At 60.1% G+C, this 20,195-nt stretch carries 19 protein-coding genes; 14 read left to right on the top strand and 5 right to left on the bottom strand.

All coding sequences use genetic code 11. From position 1 onward, the window contains the following. Positions 1-15: 15 nt before the first annotated feature. Entirely contained in the window at positions 16-2,148 is a 2,133-nt protein-coding gene (locus BM062_RS09755; protein WP_092396248.1) for a 3-hydroxyacyl-CoA dehydrogenase NAD-binding domain-containing protein, read from the bottom strand. Between the two features lie 17 nt (positions 2,149-2,165). Next, a complete protein-coding gene (locus BM062_RS09760; protein WP_092396250.1) occupies positions 2,166-3,371 on the bottom strand; it encodes an acetyl-CoA C-acetyltransferase in 1,206 nt (401 codons plus the stop codon). Between the two features lie 248 nt (positions 3,372-3,619). Here BM062_RS09760 and BM062_RS09765 point away from each other — a divergent pair, with 248 nt between their 5' ends. Next, positions 3,620-4,216: a TetR/AcrR family transcriptional regulator gene (locus tag BM062_RS09765; RefSeq protein WP_254785025.1), complete on the top strand. Its 597-nt coding sequence runs from the start codon at positions 3,620-3,622 to the stop codon at positions 4,214-4,216. Positions 4,217-4,324: 108 nt separating this feature from the next. On the opposite strand, the gene sodB is transcribed toward BM062_RS09765, so the two are convergent. From sodB to BM062_RS09780, 3 genes are all read right to left on the bottom strand, one after another. Then, a complete protein-coding gene (sodB, locus tag BM062_RS09770; protein ID WP_092396252.1) occupies positions 4,325-4,903 on the bottom strand; it encodes a superoxide dismutase [Fe] in 579 nt (192 codons plus the stop codon). Positions 4,904-5,075: 172 nt separating this feature from the next. Further along, positions 5,076-6,437 (bottom strand): exodeoxyribonuclease VII large subunit, encoded by a 1,362-nt coding sequence (gene xseA / locus BM062_RS09775; protein WP_092396254.1) that lies wholly within the window; start codon positions 6,435-6,437, stop codon positions 5,076-5,078. Positions 6,438-6,954: 517 nt separating this feature from the next. After that, positions 6,955-7,902: an alpha/beta hydrolase gene (locus BM062_RS09780; protein ID WP_092396256.1), complete on the bottom strand. Its 948-nt coding sequence runs from the start codon at positions 7,900-7,902 to the stop codon at positions 6,955-6,957. Positions 7,903-8,033: 131 nt separating this feature from the next. Between BM062_RS09780 and BM062_RS09785 the strand changes: the two genes are divergently transcribed. The 13 genes from BM062_RS09785 to BM062_RS09845 all read left to right on the top strand — a co-directional run bounded on the left by BM062_RS09785 (position 8,034) and on the right by BM062_RS09845 (position 20,156). After that, on the top strand, positions 8,034-8,954 hold the full coding sequence (locus BM062_RS09785) for a LysR family transcriptional regulator (RefSeq protein WP_092396258.1): 921 nt from the start codon (positions 8,034-8,036) through the stop codon (positions 8,952-8,954). A 273-nt stretch (positions 8,955-9,227) separates the two neighbouring features. Beyond that, positions 9,228-9,833 carry a MotA/TolQ/ExbB proton channel family protein gene (locus BM062_RS09790; protein WP_092396260.1) on the top strand — a complete coding sequence of 202 codons (606 nt, stop codon included), beginning with the start codon at positions 9,228-9,230 and terminating at the stop codon, positions 9,831-9,833. Further along, complete coding sequence (locus BM062_RS09795) at positions 9,830-10,264, top strand: ExbD/TolR family protein (RefSeq protein ID WP_092396262.1); 435 nt, start codon at positions 9,830-9,832, stop codon at positions 10,262-10,264. The genes BM062_RS09790 and BM062_RS09795 overlap by 4 nt, the downstream gene beginning before the upstream one ends. After that, positions 10,251-11,294: a tetraacyldisaccharide 4'-kinase gene (gene lpxK / locus BM062_RS09800; RefSeq protein ID WP_175500948.1), complete on the top strand. Its 1,044-nt coding sequence runs from the start codon at positions 10,251-10,253 to the stop codon at positions 11,292-11,294. Before BM062_RS09795 ends, lpxK begins: the two co-directional genes overlap by 14 nt. After that, complete coding sequence (locus BM062_RS09805; RefSeq protein WP_092396266.1) at positions 11,275-11,472, top strand: Trm112 family protein; 198 nt, start codon at positions 11,275-11,277, stop codon at positions 11,470-11,472. The genes lpxK and BM062_RS09805 overlap by 20 nt, the downstream gene beginning before the upstream one ends. Before the next feature lie 12 nt (positions 11,473-11,484). Further along, positions 11,485-12,249 (top strand): 3-deoxy-manno-octulosonate cytidylyltransferase, encoded by a 765-nt coding sequence (gene kdsB, locus BM062_RS09810; RefSeq protein ID WP_092396268.1) that lies wholly within the window; start codon positions 11,485-11,487, stop codon positions 12,247-12,249. Between the two features lie 226 nt (positions 12,250-12,475). Beyond that, complete coding sequence (gene adk, locus BM062_RS09815) at positions 12,476-13,132, top strand: adenylate kinase (protein ID WP_092396270.1); 657 nt, start codon at positions 12,476-12,478, stop codon at positions 13,130-13,132. Between the two features lie 260 nt (positions 13,133-13,392). Further along, the gene (locus tag BM062_RS09820) at positions 13,393-15,867 is read left to right on the top strand and encodes a sodium-translocating pyrophosphatase (protein ID WP_092396518.1); all 2,475 of its coding nucleotides are present in this window, start codon (positions 13,393-13,395) and stop codon (positions 15,865-15,867) included. 91 nt (positions 15,868-15,958) lie between these two features. Next, positions 15,959-17,161 (top strand): patatin-like phospholipase family protein, encoded by a 1,203-nt coding sequence (locus tag BM062_RS09825; protein ID WP_092396272.1) that lies wholly within the window; start codon positions 15,959-15,961, stop codon positions 17,159-17,161. Between the two features lie 112 nt (positions 17,162-17,273). Next, entirely contained in the window at positions 17,274-17,696 is a 423-nt protein-coding gene (locus tag BM062_RS09830; RefSeq protein WP_092396274.1) for a guanyl-specific ribonuclease, read from the top strand. A gap of 53 nt (positions 17,697-17,749) precedes the next feature. Beyond that, complete coding sequence (locus BM062_RS09835) at positions 17,750-18,148, top strand: barstar family protein (RefSeq protein WP_092396276.1); 399 nt, start codon at positions 17,750-17,752, stop codon at positions 18,146-18,148. 60 nt (positions 18,149-18,208) lie between these two features. Continuing rightward, on the top strand, positions 18,209-18,838 hold the full coding sequence (gene purN / locus BM062_RS09840) for a phosphoribosylglycinamide formyltransferase (protein ID WP_092396278.1): 630 nt from the start codon (positions 18,209-18,211) through the stop codon (positions 18,836-18,838). Between the two features lie 64 nt (positions 18,839-18,902). Then, on the top strand, positions 18,903-20,156 hold the full coding sequence (locus BM062_RS09845; RefSeq protein WP_092396280.1) for an RsmB/NOP family class I SAM-dependent RNA methyltransferase: 1,254 nt from the start codon (positions 18,903-18,905) through the stop codon (positions 20,154-20,156). Positions 20,157-20,195: the final 39 nt, after the last annotated feature.

A 20,195-nucleotide genomic window follows, 5' to 3' on the forward strand; every position in this document is an offset into this window, starting at 1 on the left:
CAGCGTATCCCTGTATCACTCGAAGCGCTTGCCCTGTTCCGCCATTGTCACGAGGATTGCCGCCGGCGCGAAATAACTGCCGAACCGGGCTGACAGCTGGTTTGCCCGCTGGACAAAATCGGCGACGCCGTAGGCATTGATGTATTGCAGGGCGCCGCCCTGGAACGGCGCGAAACCCCAGCCGAAAATGCTGCCGATGTTGGCGTCGGCAACGGTCAGCACTACCTGTTCCTCGTAGCATTTTGCCGCCTCGTTGGCTTGCACAAACATCATGCGCTCGATCAGGTCCTTTTGCGGCAGCTGCGTGGCGGCGAGCGGAAACGCTTGCTGCAAGCCGGGCCACAGGTGCTTGTTCTGGTTTTCGGGATAATCATAAAATCCCTTGCCGGTTTTCTTTCCCTTGCGGTCCAGCTGGGCCACCATTTTTTCCAGCCCGGCATCGGCCGGATGGCCGGCGAAGGGCTTGCCGGCCTCGGCAAAATCCTTGCGCGTCTGTTCCAGGATATGCAGGGACAAGGACAAGCTGACTTCGTCATGCACGGCCAGCGGTCCTACCGGCATGCCGGCCTGCAAGCCAGCCATCTCGATGGCGCGCGGATGCTGGCCTTCCATCAGCAGCTTCAAGCCTTCCATCACGTAGGTGCCGAATACGCGCGAGGTGTAGAAGCCGCGTGAATCGTGGACCACGATCGGGGTTTTCCTGATCTGCTGCACGTAGTCGAAGCCGCGCGCCAGCGTCTGCTGGCTGGTCTGCTGGCCGACGATGATTTCAACCAGCGGCATCTTGTCTACCGGCGAGAAGAAATGCAGGCCGATGAAATTTTCCGGCCGCACGCTGGCTTGCGCCAGGCCGGTAATCGGCAGGGTAGAGGTGTTCGAAGCGAACACGGCGTCTTTACTGATCAACGCCTCGGTCTTGCGAGTCACCTCGGCCTTCACCTGGCGATCTTCAAACACCGCTTCGATAATCAGGTCGCAGCTCGCCAGGTCGTTGAAATCCACGGTAGGCGTGATGCGCTTGAGCAGGGCTTCCTTGCCCTCCGCGGTTTGCTGCTTGCGCTTGATCGCCTTGTCGAGCAGCTTGCTGGAATAATCCTTGCCGTGCGCCGCGGTTTCCAGGCTGTTGTCCAGCAACACCACGTCCATGCCGGCCTTGGCCGAGGCATAGGCGATGCCGGCGCCCATCATGCCGGCGCCGAGGATCCCTACCTTGCCGACTTTGGACGGCGCAAAGCCTTCCGGGCGCGACTTGCCCTTGTTGATGGCGTTCAGCTGGAACCACAAGGTGCCGATCATGTTCTTGGCCACCGGCGACAATGCGCAATTGACGAAGTAGCGCGATTCGATTTCGCAGCCGGTATCGAAATCGACGATGCCGCCTTCGAATACGCAGCTCATGATATTGGTCGCCGCCGGATAATTGCCATGCGTCTTGGCGCTTGCCATGGACGGCGCGATGGCCCACAGCTGGCCGTTGGCCGGACTGCGCGAGTCGCCGCCGGGCCAGCGGAATTTCTTGTCGTCCCACGGCTGCTTCGCCTTGGGATTGGCCAGGCACCAGGCCTTGGCTTTTGCCAGCAGCTGTTCCCTGTCGCTCACCAGCTCCTGGACAATGCCTTGCTGCAGCGCCTCTTCGGCGCGCAGTTCCTTGCCTTCCAGCATGAGCTGCAATGCGCCCTGGATGCCGATCATGCGCGGCAAACGCTGCGTGCCGCCGCCGCCCGGCAGCAGGCCGAGCTTGACTTCCGGCAGGCCGAACTTGGCTTTCGGGTTGTTGATGGCGATGCGGTGATGGCAGGCCAGCGCCAGCTCCAGGCCGCCGCCCAGGGCGGTGCCGTTCAGCGCAGCCACCACCGGCCGGTCGCACAACTCCAGGCGGCGCAGGAAACCTTTGAATTCCTGCACCAGGTCGAAAGCTGCTTGCGCGTCGGTGATCTGGAACAGTTTTTCAATATCGGCGCCGGCGACGAAATCCGCCTTGCCCGAGGTGATGATGACGCCGGTGATGGCTGGATCGGCTTCGATGGCGGCAATCGCCTCCATGAACGGCGCCGTCAGCGCTTCGTTCAATACATTCATCGACCGTCCTGGCATGTCCAGGGTCAAGGTCACGATATTGTCGCTGTCTTTTTGGAAATTTACACTCATGATCTGGATCCAGTCCGTTAGACACGTTCGATGATGGTGGCGATGCCCATGCCGCCGCCGACGCAGAGCGAGATCAAGGCGCTTGCCTTGCCGCTGCGCTCCAGTTCGTCGAGCGCGGTGCCGAGGATCATGGCGCCGGTTGCGCCCAGCGGATGGCCCATGGCGATCGAGCCGCCATTGACGTTGACCCGCTCCGGGTCGATATCGAGGTCGCGGATGGCGCGCATCACGACCGCGGCAAACGCTTCATTGATTTCAAACAGGTCGATATCCTTGGCTGACATCTTGGCCTTGGTCAGCGCCTTGCGGGCGGCAGGAGCGATGCCGGTCAGCATGATGGTCGGCTCCGAGCCGGTGACGGCGGCGGCGACAATCCGGGCGCGCGGCTTCAGTCCCAGCCTCTGGCCCATCTCCTTGCTGCCGACCAGCACCAGCGCAGCGCCGTCGACGATGCCGGAGGAATTGCCGGCATGGTGCACATGGCTGATTTTTTCGACGGTAGTGTATTTGCGCAGCGCGGTCGCATCGAAACCCATCTGGCCGATCTGTTCGAAGGACGGGTTCAGTGCTGCCAGGTTTTCCATGGTGGTCTGGGCGCGGATGTATTCGTCATGATCCAGCAGCACCAGGCCATTGAGGTCCTTGACTGCGACCAGCGACTTGCTGAAGCGCCCTTCGGCGCGGGCGCGCGCGGCTTTCTGCTGCGACTGCACGGCAAAGCTGTCGACATCGCTGCGCGAGAAATTTTCCAGCGTAGCGATCAGGTCGGCGCCTATGCCTTGCGGCGCAAAGCCGGTGATCTGGTTGACCCGCGGATCCATGAACCAGGCGCCGCCGTCCGAACCCATGGCCCAGCGCGACATGCTTTCAACGCCGCCGGCCACCACCAGCTGCTCCTGGCCGGACATGACTTTCATTGCCGCCAGGTTGACCGATTCCAGGCCCGAAGCGCAAAACCGCGATTGCGTCACGCCCGGCACCGACTGGTCCCAGCCGGCGTAGAGCACCGCAGTGCGGGCGATGTCGGCGCCTTGTTCGCCGACCGGCGTCACGCAGCCGAGCACTACATCGTCGACTTGCGAGGTATCGAGGCGGTTGCGTTGCTGCAGCGCCTGCAGCAGCTGGGCCAGCAGGTTGACCGGCGAGACCTGGTGCAGGCTGCCGTCTTTCTTGCCCTTGCCGCGCGGGGTCCGTACGGAATCGAAAATATAGGCTTCAGTCATAGCGTCTCCGGCTGGTATTTGCTTGTATGCGCTTGTATGTTTGCGTAATTATAATTACACTTCGATCGATGTCTCGCTTGATGTCCGATCCATGCTGAACAGCCACTGTAGTTAAAGCAATGGCCAGCGTCAATTGGTAATCTACTCTAAACCAGGACAGGAACTGTCTGGAGCGCGATAGTAATATTAATTACACGTATGGCAAAACCATCACTCAGCCCATGGCCTCTGAAAAACAGAAAATCGTATTGGACCGCGCTCTGCTCAAGCCATTGATCAGGCAAAGGATAGAAAACGCTGTGCTGGATTTGTTTTCAGAACGCGAATTCCACAGCGTCGCCTATGGAGAAATCGCTAGCGCCGCCAGTGTCTCCTTGCAGACTATCTATAAATACTACGGCAGCAAGGAAGCGCTGCTGTTTGCCTGCCTCGAGACCTGGCTGAGCACCCTGGCGTCGCGCATGCTCGATCACCTGCAAGGCATCGAGAGTTGCCAGGACAAGCTGCGCAAGGTGTTCTGGGTAGTGCTGGATTTTTTCGACCGCAATCCCAAGGTCAGCCAGCTGATCATGAGTTCGCTGCAGATCAGCGCATGGGGGCGCGACCGTACTTTCCGCCAGCCGGAAATGATGGAAGTGCTGATGAAAACCCTGGCCGACGGCAGGGCGCAAGGCGTGCTGATCGACGAAGTGGATGAAAAGATCCTGCTCGATTATTTCATCGGCATCCTGGAAAGGCTGGTGCACATGCACACCATGCGCGGCGCAAAAGAGCCGCTGGCATTACAGGCCAATGCGCTGTTCAGGATGCTGTGGCGGGCCATCGCCAAGCCTGAACCGGTTTAGGCAAATCTGGCTTGCCCATAAAAAAATAGCGCAGGCAATAAAGCCGGCGCTATTTTCATTTGCGGCGCCGATAAGATTTTATTCCTTACCGGCCATGACAAATTTGTCTTATGCGAAATTCTTCGAAGCAAATTCCCAATTCGCCAATGCCCAGAATGCTTCCAGGTATTTTGGACGGGCGTTGCGGTAGTCGATGTAATAAGCGTGTTCCCAGACGTCGACGGTGATCAAAGGCTTGGCGTCGGTAGTCAGCGGAGTGGCTGCATTGGAAGTCGACACCAGGCCGAGCGAACCGTCAGCGTTCTTCACCAGCCATGCCCAGCCGGAGCCGAAAGTGCCGACTGCAGTCTTGGTCAGTTCTTCCTTGAACTTGTCGAACGAACCCCATTTGGCGTTGATCGCATCTGCCAGTGCGCCGGTTGGTGCGCCGCCACCTTTTGGCGACAGGCTGTCCCAGTAAAAAGTGTGATTCCAGATTTGCGCTGCATTGTTGAAAATGCCGCCGGAGGATTTCTTGACGATCTCTTCCAGAGTCGCGTTTTCGAATTCTGTGCCTGGAACCAGGTTGTTCAGGTTGGTCACATAGGTCTGGTGATGCTTACCATAGTGGAATTCCAGGGTTTCCTTGGAGATGTGCGGAGCCAGTGCGTCCAGATCGTACGGGAGAGGCGGGAGTGTGTGTGCCATGGTGCGTCCTTTCTATAGTTTTATTGGGATTACAAGGAAGCTGTTGCCTATACATCTATCTCGTGAACAGTTTCCCGGAGAGGGCTATTGTAAAGCGCTTAGCTATTCCATGCAGCATGCTCGCGCTTTTATTCAATCCGCCATGTGACTTGCGTCGCCAAGAAACATGCCCTCAATCAAGCGTCGCCTGCACGCTGTCTATGCCGACCTGGGCGCTGCCTTCAGCCAGCTGCACGGTAATCACGTGGCGCGGCTGCAGCGCCCGCGGCGTCCGGATTACCTGGCCTTTGGCGTCGGAGACGATCGCGTAGCCGCGCTCCAGAGTGCGCTGCGGATTCAGCAGTTCCAGCTGGGCGTTGAGTGCTGCCAATGCCTGGCGGCGATCGCGGTTTTGCGCAGCCATCGCGCCGTTGAGGCGACGGCTCTGCTCCAGCAGCGCAGTGCGGGATGCAACCGTGCTGGGTATTTGCGCGGCCAAGCGGGTACGCAGATTCAATAATGCATGGCGCGATTGCGTCAGCGGGATGCGGGTGGCGTGCAGCAGCCTGGCTTGCAGGCTTTGCAGCTTGACGCGTTCGTGGGCGATGGTGGTGGCCGGACTGCTCAGGCGCCGGCTCAGCCAGTCCAGGGTCTGGCTGGTTTCGGCCAGCCGCCGGCGCAAGGCGCGCGTCAGGTCGTCGGCATGGGTTTCCAATGTCGCCAGCCAGTCGGCGCGCGCCACCGTCGCCAGTTCGGCGGCGGCAGTCGGGGTGGCGGCGCGCAGGTCGGCGGCAAAATCGGCGATGGTGAAATCGGTTTCGTGGCCGACGCCGGAAATCACCGGCATGGGCGCGGCGACGATGGCGCGCGCCACCGCTTCATCATTGAACGACCACAAGTCTTCGATGCTGCCGCCGCCGCGGCACACCAGCAGCAGTTCGCACTCGGCGCGTGCGGCGGCGGTATTGATGGCGCGCGCGATTTTCTCCGCTGCGCCGTCGCCTTGCACCGGCGTCGGATAAAGGATCACGCGCACATGCGGCGCACGGCGCGCGAGCGCGCTCAGGATGTCGCGCAGCGCTGCAGCCTGCAGGCTGGTGACGATGCCGATGGTGCGGGCGAATTGCGGCAGCGGCCGTTTGCGGGCCGGATCGAACAAGCCTTCCGCATTCAGTTTTTCTTTCAGGCGCAAGAATGCTTCGTACAGGTTGCCGACGCCGGCGCGCCGGATCGCTTCGACGTTGAGCTGGTAATCGCCGCGCGCCGCGTACAGCGTCACCAGCGCCCGCACTTCCACCTTGTCGCCGTCGCGCGGAGTGAAGCCGGCATGTTGGGCGCGGCCCTTGAACATCACGCCGCGCACTTGCGCCGCATCGTCTTTCAGCGTGAAGTACCAGTGGCCGGAGGCGTAGCTTTTGAAATTCGATATTTCGCCGGCAACCCAGGCCAGCGGGAAGCTGCGTTCCAGCAAACGCGCCACGGCTTGATTCAAGGCGGAAACCGTCAGTACTGGCGGTCCGCTGGAACGGTTGTCGGTGTCGCTGGAGAAATTCATACGGGCTTTCCGGGGTTCTTGATTGGCTGGAGCGTTGCCATTGTAAAGCACGGTCGCTGAACATCAATGGAAAAGCGAAACAAATCAAGGGCTTGTCCAGATTACAGTGTGCTTGCGCACAAGCTTATCCACAAATTCTGTGGGTAACTGCGGATCAGCCGGGGCTTGTGGATATCCATCGCCGCGGCTGCGGCAAAAACGCCAGGAAAGATGCATGAAAATCGTCGCCACCATCTGTAAACGGCTGTTCAAGGCGCATTTGCACCTATCCCCAACAGTAGTGAAAAGGCGTTTCCAATCAAGGACTTCGCGTGAATCCAGTGGGCTTGTGCACAAAGTTATCCCCAAAATCTGTGGAGAACTTTGCCGAGGTGGCGTCCGAAGATCCTGCACGTTTTTCATGCAGCACGAAAAAATCCTTTCAAATCATCGGCTTAAGTTTCGAGTTAAGTACTTGTCCACAATCTTGTTCACATAATATGTGTGGAACTTCGGACGGCAAGCGCCGGGCGTTGTTTCAGGCCGCTTTTATCCAGCCGTTGTGCGCCGTCCAGGATTCGAACAGGCGCGGCCAGGCATGCGGCTGGCTGCCCGGTTTTCCCAATCCCCAGCCATGTCCGCCATCCTGGAATACATGCATCTCCGCCGGGATCTGCGCGGCCTTGAGCGCGTTGAACATCAGCAGGCTGTTCTGGATCGGCGCAATCGGATCGTCCGCGGCTTGCGCCAGGAAGGTTGGCGGCATGCCGCTGCCGACATGCCGTTCCACCGAAAATTCTTCGCTGGCGGCAAGGTCCGGATGCTTGCCGACGATTTCACGGCGCGAGCGCGTGTTGTCGTAGGGCGGCATGAAAGTAAGCACGGGATAGATCAAGCCGGCGAAATCGGGGCGGGCGGAAAATTGATCCGCGGCGTCGATGGCTGCGTAACGCCGGGCATCCGGTTCTGCCGCTGTGGTTCCCGCCAGATGTCCGCCGGCGGAAAAACCGAGGATACCGATGCGATTGGCCGCCAGTCCGTACATTGGCGCCAGCGCCTTGATCAGCCGCATGGCCCGCTGGCCGTCCTGGAACGGTGCGATGTTCGACCAGCCTTCGCCTGGCAAGCGATAGACCAGTTCGAATACGGTGACGCCAATCGATTGCAGCCATTGGGCCGCCGGGATGCTTTCGCTGCCTCGCTCGATATGCCCATAACCGCCGCCTGCAATCACCAGCACCGCGCTGCCGTCAGGCCGCTCGGGACGATAGACCACCAGGCGCGGGCGCGAGACGTTGGTGACCGATCCTTTGGCATTGGTCTGTTCCGGTCCTTCGGGACCGTTTCCTCCGGGCGGCTTGGACCAGAGCGGAATCTCCTGCTGTTCCGCGGATGAGGATGCCGCGTAAAGATGGCGTGGAGCGACCAGCGCCGTTGCTCCCATGGCGCCCATTCCTAACAGGGTCCGCCGTTTGATGTTGTCCATGTCAAAAGTCCCGTTGAAATTGCCGATGTGGTTACGCCACTGATAATAAGAGGGCGGTAGGCCAATGTAAAATATAATAAAAACGGCATCTCCATACTTTATATGTATCGGTGTACTACATTGAGGGCAGCATGGAATTGAGGCACTTGCGTTATTTTGTGGTTGTTGCCGAGGAGAGGAATTTCACGCGTGCGGCGAAACGGCTGAACATGCAGCAACCTCCGCTCAGCCAGCAGATCCGCATGCTGGAGAACGAACTGGGATTTGCACTGTTTCACCGGCATCCGAAAGGCGTCGACCTGAGCATCGGCGGCGAGGTGTTTTTGCACGAGGCGAAGTCGATCCTGGCAAATGTCGCCCAAGGCACGCAGCGCGCGGCGCGTGCGGCAAGCGGCATCGAAGGCATCATTTCGGTAGGGTTCACCAGTTCGGCTGCAGCGCATCCCCTGATTCCAGAAATCCTGCGGGCGCACCGCGCGGCAAAACCTGGCGTCGCCGTCAAATTCAGCGAAGGCAATGCGGCCGAACTGACGAGCGCGGTCGCTTCGGGAAAACTCGATCTCGGGTTCCTGCGCATGCCGGTCAGCCGTCCTCCCGGACTGGCGTTCCACCGCCTGCTTGACGAGGAAATGCTGCTGGTGTTGCCTGTCGGACATGCGCTTTTGCAAAAGCGGCCGAAAAAAGGCATGCCGGTGATTTCCCTGAAGTCGTTGCGCGACGAGCAGTTCATCCTGGTCCGCAATCCGGGCGCTACAGGCATGTATTCCGGTTTCATCGATGCCTGCGTACGCGCCGGATTCTCGCCCAGCATCGCCGTCGAAGTCGACCGCATGCTGACCAATATCTGCCTGGTAGCCGCCGGCGTCGGCATTTCCGTCGTGCCGGCATCCATGAACGGTTTCCATACCGACCAGGTGGCGTATTGCCGTGTGCTGGAAAGCGGCGGTGGATTCAGCGCGCCGTTAACGCTGGTGTGCCGGCAGGCGGACACGCTGCCGGCCGTGCAACATTTTCTGGCGGAGGCTGGCCGTTTTGCCAGAGTGGGCGGGTGAAATCTGCACGTTTTTGATGCAGCACAAAAAAGTCCTTTGAAATCATGGACTTCGATGTACGGTTTTGGACTTGTCCACAGTCTTGTTCACATAATATGTGTGGAACTCGGAGCGTTGCCCGGCCACTGTGAAATTAAGTGAAAAAATTTCCGCTCCGCAACGCTACTCGCCCTTGCTCACAAGCCTTCAACAAGTTACATTCTGCATCCATGCTGATGAACCCCCTCATCCGCATTTGCCGATATTGAATGCGATTTCACCAAGGAGTTTCTTTTGTTTGCCATTATTCAAGCTGCGGGCTGGCCGATCTGGCTGTTGCTGATTGCCTCCATCATTGCCACCGCATTGATTATCGAACGTCTGGTTTACCTGCGCCGGCCGCGCATCCTGCCGCCGCAGCTGCTGCAGGAAGTGATACGGGTTTATCACAACGGCAAGATCAATACCGAAGTACTGACCAACCTGGAAACCAACTCGCCGCTGGGCCGGGTGCTGGCTGCCGGCCTGCGCAACGTCGATGCGCCGCGCGACCTGATGAAAGAATCGATCGAGGAAGCCGGCCAGGCCACCGCGCATGAACTGGAACGATTCCTCACCACGCTCGGCACGATTGCCTCGCTGGCGCCGCTGATGGGCCTGTTCGGCACCGTGGTCGGCATGATCGAGATTTTTGGCGCGACCAATGGCGCCGGCGCTGATCCGGCGCAGCTAGGCCACGGCATTTCGGTGGCCCTGTACAACACCGGTTTCGGCCTGGCGATCGCCATGCCGGCGCTGATTTTCTACCGCCATTTCCGCGCGCTGGTGGACAGCTTCATCGTTGACATGGAGCAGCAGGCTGTGAAATTTGTCGATACCGTTCATGGCGCACGCAAATGAACTTCCGCAAAGGCAAGGGCCGCGACGACCCTGAAATCAACCTGATTCCGTTTATCGATGTCTTGCTGGTGATCGTCATTTTCCTGATGGTCACCACCAGCTACAGCAAATTCACCGCGCTGCAGATTACCTTGCCGACGGCCGACGCCGACAAGGCAATGGTGCAGCCGCAGGAAATCAACGTTGCCGTCAATCAGCAAGGACAGTACGCAGTCAACAATGTCCAGGTCTCGTCGAAGGATGCGGCATCGCTGGCGCTCGACCTGAAGAACGCGGTGCAGGCCGACGGCAAGTCCAAGGGCGACCCGGTGGTGATCATCAACGCCGACGCCATGGCGACCCACCAGACCGTGATCAATGTGCTGGAAGCGGCGCGCCTGGCCGGTTTCGACAAGATCACGTTTGCCGCCCAGACTAGTGGGCACAAATAAGCCTTCGCTGGAATCGGTCCTGAGCGCCGCCTGGCAGCGGCGCGGTTTGCTGGCATGCCTGCTGTGGCCGCTGTCGCTGTTGTTCGGACTGGCGGCGGCGCTGCGCCGCCGTTTGTATGCCGCCGGCTGGCAAGCCAGCACGCGTTTGCCGGTGCCGGTGATCGTGGTCGGCAACGTCTTTGTCGGCGGCACCGGCAAGACGCCGTTGACGATCTGGCTGGTGCAAGCGCTGCGCCAGGCCGGTTATGTGCCGGGTGTGATTTCGCGCGGTTACGCCGCGCGGTCCGGCGACGGCCAGGCCGCAGTACGGCACGTGACCTCGGCGTCGCTGGCTGCCGAAGTGGGCGACGAGCCTTTGCTGATAGCCGCGCGCGCGCAATGCCCGGTGGTGGTGGGCCGCAACCGGGTAGCGGCCGCCGAAGCGCTGTTGCAGGCGCATCCTGAAGTCAACCTGATCCTGTCGGACGACGGTCTGCAGCACTATCGCTTGCAGCGCGACATCGAAATCGTGCTGTTCGATGCGCGCGGCGCCGGCAACGGCTGGCTGCTGCCGGCCGGGCCGCTGCGCGAACCGGCAAGCCGCCGCCGCGACTTTACCGTGGTGAATGCGGCAACCATCCCGGCCTCCATGCCGGCTTCCGCCATCCGCATGCAACTGGTGGGCGAGCAGGCCGAGCAGCTTGGCGATCCGGGCCGGACCAGGCCGCTGGCCAGCCTGCAGGATCCGGCCTTGCGGCTTGCCGCCGCCGCCGGCATCGGCAATCCGCAGCGGTTTTTTTCGCTGCTGAGCGCGGCCGGACTGAAGTTCGAGGCGCTCGCCTTGCCCGACCATCATGACTTTTCCGGCAACCCGTTTGCCGCGCTCCAGGCCGAGATCATCCTGATAACTGAAAAGGATGCAGTAAAATGTCGGCAAATAGAAACCATCAGGAACGATCCGCGCATCTGGGTCGTTCCCGTGACGGCGCAGATCGATGCTGCGCTGTCGCACCAAATTCTGGAGAAACTCCGTGGACATTCGACTGCTTGACATCCTGGTTTGCCCGATCTGCAAAGGTCCGCTGCATTACGATAAAAAAGCCCAGGAACTGATTTGCAACGCCGACAAGCTGGCTTTTCCGGTGCGCGACGGCATCCCCATCATGTGGGCCGACCAGGCGCGCGACCTGAACAGCCCGGCTGCGCCGGCTGCAGCTCCTGCGGCATAGGCGGCGTTTATCGTGAGTTCGAGCAAGCCTTTCACCGTCATCATTCCGGCGCGGCTGGCGTCGACCAGGCTGCCTAACAAGCCGCTGGCCGACATCGGCGGCAAGCCGATGATCGTGCGCACCGCCGAGCGCGCCGCGCTGTCCGGCGCGGCGCAGGTCATCGTGGCGACCGACCATGCCGAAATCCTGGCGGTCTGCGCCCAGCATGGCATCGCCGCGCGCCTGACGCGCGCCGACCATCCGTCAGGCACCGACCGCATTGCCGAAGTGGCAGCGGCGCTGGGACTGGCGGCTGACGCCGTGGTGGTGAACGTGCAGGGCGACGAACCGATGATCGAGCTGGAGCTGATCGCCGCCACTGCGGCGCAGATCACCGGCGAGGTGCCGATGGCGACCGCGGCGCACGCGATCGACTCGGTGGCGGATGCCTTCAATCCGAATGTAGTCAAGGTGGTATTGAACCAGGCCGGGCGCGCGCTGTATTTTTCACGGGCGACGATTCCCTGGCACCGCGACGGCTTTGCACAGTCGCGCCAGGATTTGCCGGCAGGCTACCTGCCGCTGCGCCATATCGGCTTGTACGCATACAGCAATGGTTTTTTGCAAACCTATCCGACCCTGGCGGTGTCGCCGCTGGAACAGATCGAGGCGCTGGAGCAGTTGCGGGTGCTGTGGCACGGCTATCCGATTGCGGTGCATATTGCGCCGGCGGCGCCTGCGGTGGGCGTGGACACGCCGGAAGACCTGGAGCGGGTAAGACGTTTTTTCAGCGCTTGATAGTGTGCAAAAAGAGCGCAAAGGCATCACGCAGCGGGCAGGAAATTATCGTTGAACCAACAGAAATAGTGCCGCGAGCTGGCTGTTTGGTAAAATTGTATGGTAAGTTTCATGCAAAGATAGCGTGGTACAAATAAAAGCATATCGGAGACGTCGCAGCAAACCCAGCAACCATTGGCCGCGCCGTCGCCACAATCAATTCACAAACTCACCTTAGGACTTTAACATGCGCCTCATCCTTTTAGGAGCGCCTGGTGCCGGTAAAGGCACGCAAGCGACTTTCATTAAAGAGAAATTCAACATTCCGCAGATTTCCACGGGCGACATGTTGCGCGCAGCAGTCAAGGCCGGCACTCCGCTCGGCGTCGAAGCGAAGAAGGTGATGGACGCAGGCGGCCTGGTCTCCGACGACATCATCATCGGCCTGGTCAAGGACCGGCTGAAGCAGCCGGATTGCGCCAATGGCTACCTGTTCGACGGTTTCCCGCGCACCATTCCGCAGGCTGACGCCATGAAGGATGCCGGCGTGACGATCGACTATGTGCTGGAAATCGACGTTCCCGACAGCGCCATCATCGAACGCATGAGCGGCCGCCGCGTGCATTTGTCGTCTGGCCGCACCTACCATGCCAAATTCAATCCGCCCAAGGTGGAAGGTAAGGACGACGTCACCGGCGAAGACCTGATCCAGCGCGACGACGACAAGGAAGAAACCGTCAAGAAGCGCCTGTCGGTGTATCACGAACAGACCGAGGTGCTGGTCAATTATTACGGCGACTGGGCCAAGGCGGGGCTGCCGGGCGCTCCGAAATACCGCAAGATCGCCGGCGTCGGTCCGGTTGAACAAATACGCGACAGCGCGTTTGCGGCGTTGGAAGCATAAACAAAAGCGGACTTCGGTCCGCTTTTTCTTTTGATCAACAAAATAATTTAGAATTCACCAGGGATCATTCGTCAGGACCGATCAACAGCACAGCAGCAAACCAGCCCGCTTACCTCTCCAAGAACAACAGGGCAGCGAAAAGAAATGCATTACGCAGTATTGATCTGCAGTCCACCCATTTGGGATACATGGTTGCAGATGAAATGGTGTAGTTGTTTTACTTTGTCGTGAAGCCGTACAAAAAAATTGGAGGAGTCAACATGGCATCAAGTCTATGGTTTGCCGTCGCTTGCGGCATCATTGCCGTTGTCTATGGGCTGGTCTCGCGCAGCTGGATCCTGAAGCAGGATCCCGGAAATGCGCGCATGCAGGAAATTGCCGCGGCGATCCAGCAGGGAGCTGCGGCCTACCTGGCGCGCCAGTACCGCACCATCGCTATCGTCGGCGTGGTGTTGTTCATCATTATCGCGATACTGCCTGGACTGGGCCTGGTGACCGCGACCGGATTCCTGATCGGCGCGGTGCTGTCGGGAGCCTGCGGCTTCATCGGTATGAATGTTTCAGTGCGCGCCAATGTGCGCACCGCGCAAGCCGCCACCAAGGGCATGGGGCCGGCGCTGGATGTCGCTTTCCGCGGCGGCGCCATCACCGGCATGCTAGTGGTCGGGCTGGGGCTGCTGGGCGTGACCTTGTTCTTCTTGTGGCTGCTGGCGTTCGCCGGACCTTCCGGACTTTCCCTGCACGACATCATCCGACCTTTGATCGGACTGGCGTTCGGCGCTTCCCTGATTTCGATTTTCGCGCGTCTCGGCGGCGGCATCTTTACCAAAGGGGCCGATGTCGGCGCCGACCTGGTAGGCAAGGTGGAAGCCGGCATCCCGGAGGACGATCCGCGCAATCCCGCGGTGATCGCCGATAACGTCGGCGACAATGTCGGCGACTGCGCCGGCATGGCGGCCGACCTGTTCGAAACCTACGTGGTGACGCTGATCGCCACCATGCTGCTGGGTTCCTTGCTGATCCACGGCGCCGAACTGCAAGCCGTGCTGTATCCGCTGGCTCTGGGCGGGGTGTCTATCCTGGCTTCCATCGTCGGCTGTTCCATGGTCAAGGCCAAGCCTGGCAAGAAAATCATGTCGGCCTTGTATACCGGCCTGTGGTGGGCGGCGATCCTGAGCCTGATCGGTTTTGTCGTGGTGACCTGGCTGATCCTGCCGGAGCCGATGCGGGTGCCGATGATGGGCTCGGCCCTGATCGGCATCGTGCTGACCGGCCTGATGGTGTACATCACCGAGTATTACACCGGCACCGATTTCAAGCCGGTGCGGCACATCGCGCAAGCTTCCACTACCGGCCACGGCACCAACATCATCGCCGGTCTTGGAGTCTCGATGAAATCGACTGCGTATCCGGTGCTGGCGGTGTGCGTCGCCATCCTGGCTTCATACTGGCTGGGCGGCCTGTACGGCATTGCGATTGCCGCTACCGCCATGTTGTCGATGGCCGGCATCATAGTCGCGCTGGACGCCTATGGCCCGATTACCGACAACGCTGGCGGCATCGCCGAGATGTCCGGCTTGCCTGATTCGGTGCGGGCGATTACCGATCCGCTGGATGCCGTCGGCAACACCACCAAGGCGGTCACCAAGGGTTACGCCATCGGCTCGGCCGGCCTGGCGGCGCTGGTGCTGTTCGCCGATTACACCCATGCGCTCGACTCGGTGGGGAAAAGCACGGTGTTCGACTTGTCGAATCCGCTGGTGATTGTCGGCCTGTTCATCGGCGGCCTGATTCCCTACCTGTTCGGGGCGATGGCGATGGAAGCGGTGGGGCGCGCAGCGGGCGCGGTAGTGATCGAAGTGCGGCGCCAGTTCCGCGACATCAAGGGCATCATGGACGGCAGCGGCAAGCCGGAGTACGACAAGGCGGTCGACATGCTGACATCATCGGCCATCAAGGAAATGATCATCCCGTCGCTGCTGCCGGTGGTGGTGCCGATCCTGGTCGGCCTGATACTGGGACCGGCAGCCTTGGGCGGCTTGCTGATGGGGACCATCGTCACCGGCCTGTTCGTGGCGATTTCGATGACCACCGGCGGCGGCGCCTGGGACAATGCCAAAAAATACATCGAGGATGGCAACCACGGCGGCAAGGGCTCGGAAGCGCACAAGGCGGCGGTGACCGGCGATACGGTCGGCGATCCTTACAAAGATACGGCGGGCCCGGCGGTCAATCCCCTGATCAAGATCATCAATATCGTGGCCTTGCTGCTGGTGCCGCTGCTGCCGGCTTCGGGCATGCAGCAGGCGGCGGCAGGCGCGCCGGTGGTGCTGGTGCCTGTGCCGGTAACCGCCCCGGCGACGGCGGTCATCGTCGACAACGGCGCTGCCGCGGCTACAGCTACAGCAGCGGTCCCGGCTTCTTCGCCGGCGACTGTTATCTACTTTGAATCCGGCAAGGCGGAAGCCCCGGCAGATACCGCTGAAAAACTGGCAGCCGTGGTGGATGCGGCGAAAGCCAAGGCCGGCTCCAAAGTCGTGGTCAGCGGCTTTCACGACACCACCGGCGACCCAGCCAGGAACGAGGAAATTTCCAAGGAGCGCGCCAAGAGCGTGAAAGCGATCCTGCTGATCGCGGGCGTGGCTGAAGACGCCATCGTGCTGGAAAAACCGCAAGTGACTACCGGCAGCGGCGATAACGCGCAGGCGCGGCGGGTCGAAGTCAGCGTCCGTTAAACCATTTGGCGAGGCCAGGGGAGCGGCGGGCACGGCTTGCCGCTCCCTTTTATCTTCTACAAATTTCTTCTCCCTGTTACTCTTCATATCCATGGAGACAAAACAAAAAACGGGCCTTATCCTGACCGGCGGCGGCGCCCGCGCGGCTTACCAGGTTGGCGTGATGGATGCGGTGGCGTCCATCTTGCGCGAGCAGGGCTGGGCGCCGGAACAGAATCCCTTCGATATCATTTGCGGCACGTCCGCCGGCGCCATCAACGCCACGGCGCTGGCTTGCCGGGTCGAGAACTTCGGCCTGGGCGTGCAAAAGCTGATGGATGTCTGGGAACACTTCACGGTTGAACAGGTATACCGCGCCGATTCGCTTGGCGTGCTGCGTTCGGGCGCACGCTGGCTGTCCCTGCTGTCGTTCGGCTGGCTGCTGCGCAAATGGCATGCGCATCCGCCCAATTCACTGCTCGACAATACGCCGCTGATTACCTTGCTGCACCGGCTGCTGGATCTGGAGCGGCTCGATGCGGCGCTGGTCAACGGCCACCTGGAGGCGCTGGCGATCACCGCATCCTCATACAGCGGCGGCCAGCACATTACCTTTTACCAGAGCGCCGTCGAAATCCAGGGCTGGACCCGCAGCCAGCGGCGGGCGGTCAGGGACCAGATCAATGTCGGCCATTTGCTGGCGTCGTCGGCGATTCCTTTCATTTTTCCGGCGATCCCGATTTATTGCGACGGCCGCCGCGAATATTTCGGCGACGGTTCGATGCGCCAGCTGGCGCCGATTTCTCCGGCGATCCACCTGGGTGCCAGCAAGGTGCTGGTGGTGGGCGCAGGGCGCCGCAAGGAAGCGCCGGCCGATGCGCCCGTGTTTGCCCGTTACCCCAGCCTGGCGGAGATCGCCAGCCATGCCTTGTCCAGCATTTTCCTGGATGGACTGGCGGTGGATATCGAGCGGCTGGAGCGCATCAATCACACGCTTTCCTTCCTGACGGACGAGCAACGCCAGCGCACGCCGCTGAAACCTGTGGAAATGCTGATCATTTCACCGTCGGAGCAGATCGATGATATTGCTACCAAGCATTTCGGCAGCTTGCCGTTGCCGATCCGCACCTTGCTCGGCGGCCTTGGCGCCAAGGACGCGCACGGCGGCGGTCTCGCCTCTTATCTGTTGTTCGAATCGGGATATACACGTGAACTGATACGCATGGGCCAGAAAGATACGCTGGCGCGGCGCGACGAAGTGGCCGATTTTTTTGGCCCGAGCCCGGCCGCCAGGCAAGCGGCGGAGAACTTGTGATCGGTAAATATTGTCAAATATTGCAACACTTGCAGCCGTGACAAGGATACGGGTTGATTCGTTTTCATCAACACGTTACCCTACGGTATCAGAACCATAAAATATTAAATTTATGAAAAGCCACGCAACCCGGCGCCATTTCCCTGGTCTAAGTTCCGATTTCGCCGTGGCTATATTGCGTAACGGAATCTTGCTGTTGCTTGGCTTGCTGCTGTCTTTTCAAGTATTTGCAAGGGAATCCCTGCCGCAGGATGTGGTTTCGGTAGGCCAGTTGCCGCAGGAAGCGCAAGCGACATTGATATTGATTAAGCAGGGCGGACCGTTCCCGTACGCCAAGGATGGCGTGGTATTCGGCAATTATGAAGGGATGCTGCCCAGGCAGCGGCGCGGGTATTACCACGAATTCACGGTGAAAACGCCGCGTTCCCGCAACCGCGGCGCACGCCGGATCATCGCCGGCGGCAATCCACAGACCTCAGGCGAGTATTACTACACTGATAATCATTATCAAACTTTCAGACGCATCCAAGAGTGACTGAGATACAAAAACAACAGCAATCCATCATCATTGCTCTAGCTGAGGGAAAAATGAGTTTGTTTAAAACCGTACCGCCAAATGTAGTGCAGTCCATCCGCGCCTTCCGTGTGACCGACCTGCAGGCGGAGGCCAGCCGCCTCGGGCAGCATTTCCTGTATGCCTATTGCGCGGAAGCAACGACTAAACAGCAAGTGCTGGCAAATATCGCCCACGCCTTCCATTTTCCCAAGCATTTCGGCAAGAATTTCGACGCGCTGGCCGATTGCCTGACCGACCTGGCCCACAAAGCCGGCCCGCAGCCGGGTTTCATTGTGGTGATCGAACAACTGCCGAATACCCCCAAGTTCGACAAGGAAGCACGGGAAACCCTGCTCGACGTATTCCGCGACAGCGCCGATTTCTGGGCCGACAAAAAAGTAGCTTTTCGCGTTTTTTATTCATTCCAGTAACACAGTTTTAATCAAAATTTACCGCTGTTTTTAATCAAAAACAGCATTGCAACGGGTACAATGCGCGCCATGAGAAGCATTGTTATCCTGATTTCCGGGCGTGGCAGCAACATGCAAGCCATCGTCCGCGCCGCTCAAACCGAACAATGGCCTGCCAGAATCGCCGCTATCATCAGCAACCGGGCAGATGCCGAGGGTTTGAAATTTGCCGCTGCCCAAGGCATTCCAACGGCAGTGGTTGCGAATAAAGACTATCCTGATCGTGAACAGTTCGACGCCGCCTTACGCCTCGTGATTGACGGATTTGCCCCGGACCTGGTGGTGCTGGCGGGTTTCATGCGTATTTTGACTGCGCCGCTGGTGGAGCATTATGCCGGCCGCATGCTGAATATCCATCCCTCTTTGCTGCCGAGTTTTCCAGGAATGGCGACCCACAGGCAAGCGCTGCAGGCCGGCGTTAAGGTGCATGGCGCGACCGTGCATTTTGTCACGCCGATGCTGGACCATGGCCCGATCGTGGCGCAGGTCGTGGTGGCGGTGCTGGAAGACGATACCGAACAGTCGCTGGAGCAGCGCGTGCTGGTCGAAGAGCATCAGCTATATCCGCGCGCAGTGCGCTGGTTTGTCGAAAATCGGCTGAGCATCGAAGATGGACGGGTGCATAACAGTGCGGCTCCGCACGAACGCTAATACCGGCGTTTGGCAAGCCCGAGCGCGACCAACAGATTAAAAAGATTTTTATGAAAGATTCATTATGAGATTGCCTCCCGCGATCATCGGTCACACCGAAGAAGTTCTGCGCGAAATTTTACGTTTTACCGGCCCTGCCGACGGCACCTTGTCGCGCTATTTCCGCGATCATCCGAAGCTCGGTTCGCGCGAGCGCGGCGTGATCGCCGAAGCGGTCTACGGCCTGCTGCGCAACAAGGCGATCTACACCAGCTTCGCCGAATCCGGCAACGGCCCGACCATGCGCCGCATGACCCTGCTGGGCCTGGCCGATGCGGTCAGCATCGAGTCGCTGGGCGGTTTGTCTGAAGAAGAAACCGAATGGCTGACACGGGTCGCCGAGATCGATCGTAACCTGATGCCGCCGCTGATGCGTTCCAACTTGCCGCAATGGCTGTTCGACAAACTGGTGGCGCGCGACGGCGAAGCCGCTACCTTGCAGCTGGCGCATGCGATGAACCAGCCGGCGCCGCTCGACCTGCGTGTGAATTCGCTCAAGGCTAATCGGGAAGACGTCATCGCCGCTTTGGCTGAAGCGCCGATCTTGTGCGAGCCGACCCCTTATGCGCCGCTTGGCTTGCGCGTCATCAAGAAACCGACTTTGCAAAACCTGCCGCTGTTCAAGAGCGGCGCGATCGAGGTGCAGGATGAAGGCAGCCAGCTGCTGGCGCAGATCGTCGGCGCCAAGCGCGGCGAGATGGTAGTCGATTTCTGCGCCGGCGCCGGCGGCAAGACGCTGGCCCTGGGCGCGACCATGCGCAACACCGGTCGCCTGTATGCCTTCGATGTTTCCGAGAAACGCCTGGCGAAACTCAAGCCGCGCATGGCGCGCAGCGGTTTGTCCAACATCCATCCGGTACTGATCGCGCACGAGAATGACGGCAAGGTAAAGCGCCTGGCCGGCAAGATCGACCGGGTGCTGGTCGATGCGCCGTGCAGCGGCCTCGGCACGCTGCGCCGCAATCCGGACGTCAAATGGCGGCAGACGCCGGAAGCGATTGTCGAGATGAATGCCAAGCAGATCGCGATCCTGTCCAGTGCTGCGCGCCTGGTCAAGTCTGGCGGCCGCCTGGTGTACGGCACCTGCAGCCTGCTGGATGAAGAAAACGACGCGATCGCGGCGCAGTTCCTGGCCAGCCACGAAGATTTCTCGCTGGTGCCGATGAAAGATGTACTGGCCGAGCAAAAGATTGAACTGGAGATGGGCGACTATCTCAAGCTGTTGCCGCACCAGCACCAGACCGACGGTTTCTTTGCCGCGGTGTTCGTGCGCAAATAAGCAGGCGGTTCGACTGATGACGTGACCGCCAGGACGTTA

It is taken from the genome of Collimonas sp. OK412 (genome assembly GCF_900112135.1).
In the GTDB taxonomy this organism is placed as follows: Bacteria; Pseudomonadota; Gammaproteobacteria; order Burkholderiales; family Burkholderiaceae_D; genus Collimonas; species Collimonas rhizosphaerae.